Annotated in this window: 2 protein-coding genes; both read left to right on the top strand. The window is 38.4% G+C overall.

What is annotated here, in order from left to right:
• On the top strand, nucleotides 1-428 hold a 428-nt coding region (locus tag ACTHS3_RS12825), incomplete at its 5' end, for a hypothetical protein (RefSeq protein ID WP_440368113.1).
• A gap of 328 nt (nucleotides 429-756) precedes the next feature.
• On the top strand, nucleotides 757-1257 hold the full coding sequence (locus ACTHS3_RS12820) for a hypothetical protein (protein ID WP_070606199.1): 501 nt from the start codon (nucleotides 757-759) through the stop codon (nucleotides 1255-1257).
• Nucleotides 1258-1517 lie beyond the last annotated feature (260 nt).

The following is a 1517-nucleotide window of genomic DNA, read 5'->3' as shown; positions in this document are numbered from 1 at the left end:
CATTTACTTATCTCATTATCTTAGCCTCCTTTTCCATACCAATAATATTAAATAACTTTCTAGATACAAATCAGGTTTATTTGAATCAAGCTAAATATGTTGGCATGTATTTACCTGAAATCCCAATGACTGGTGGATACGCTAATATTTTTGTATGGTTCATTGTGCTTATCTTATATGTTCCAATTTTTTGGCTATCTAAATTAATGACAAAACATTTATGGTGTCCACTTGTAAGTATATTTTGGGACTATAACGAAAATCTAGACAAGATGGGATTTCTAATTTTTATTTCTCTGAAATCGTTATTTATATCAGCTTGCGTACAGTGGCTATTTTTTGATACAGAATTTTTACAGGCATTAAAAAATGTCTTAATTTTAACCTTTTTTGCGATTGTTTTTGCGTTCTCTCAAAATCGTCGCTAGGGTTGATAAGAGTAAGTCATGTATCTCTCTCCAACCACGTGTGTGTAGTATGCGCGCTCTGTTGTTGAAACCCATCCAAGGTCGTCTGAAAACTTGAAAATCAGGTTTTCAGCCGGCAGTAGGTCGGATACTTGTATCCGACCTACTGAAACTGGGCATCGGGTGTAGGGTGTGTGCGGTACGCACGCACGCGATGTTTGAAATCCAAAACCCATCCGAGGTCGTCTGAAAACCTATCTTATGGTTTTCAGACGACCTTTTTATATTCTTTCCGTTTCCTGTATTATTCATATTGATTTGAACACTCTTTCTTGAAAGGTCAAAAATAATGTCGCTCACTTTAAAATCTGTTCTGACCGCCGGTTTACTTCTTCTTGGATTCCAAGCTGTAGCCCAAGATATTCCGCAAGTGTTTCAAGGAAAATGGGCCGGGAAGTATGAAGGGAAGGTTTCGCCCAAACATGTAAGGGCTTTATGTGCCATGGGTTATGCTGCAAATGAGAAAGAGCGTAACGCTGCTGTGGATAATGTCGATGTGTCGGAAGATAGCGGCTTTTATATTGAAATAGGTAAAAAATCAATTGAATTAAAGGGATGGGAATGGGGTGCGAAATATACGAAACTGAATTATCGAATTTATTCGACCGATAAAATTGCAGGTACGGCACGCATTCGGGAAGAGGAGCCGGAGCAAGGTACGCAGATTTATAACGATAATTTTGAGTTTTCGTTAAACCGAGGCGTGCTGACGCAAAGATTCCGTGATTATTCGACTGACGGCTCAGGTAAAAAAGTTTGGCGGATGCGTACGCTGATGCGTTGCAAATAATATTCGGTAAATTATTGCTTATCTGTTGATGTATTCATGATACATAAAGGAAACATGCTTAAGGCCGTCTGAAAATCCCTAAACATTTTCAGACGGCCTTTTTCTATTCCGATTCTCTACATTCTATTCGCCGTATGCTTTTATTCTCGGCCTTTTGTCTCTTTTTTTCATGAATAATGTTGCCGGTGTTACAATCGGCATATTCTTATTGTTATCAAACAGGTGTTTCATGCAGTTTTTCGGCCTGCTTATTCCTATTA

The organism is Neisseria sp. P0009.S007 (assembly GCF_051962515.1).
Note: the sequence above shows the minus strand (reverse complement) of the source record. Positions and strands in the feature narration are given on the sequence as shown.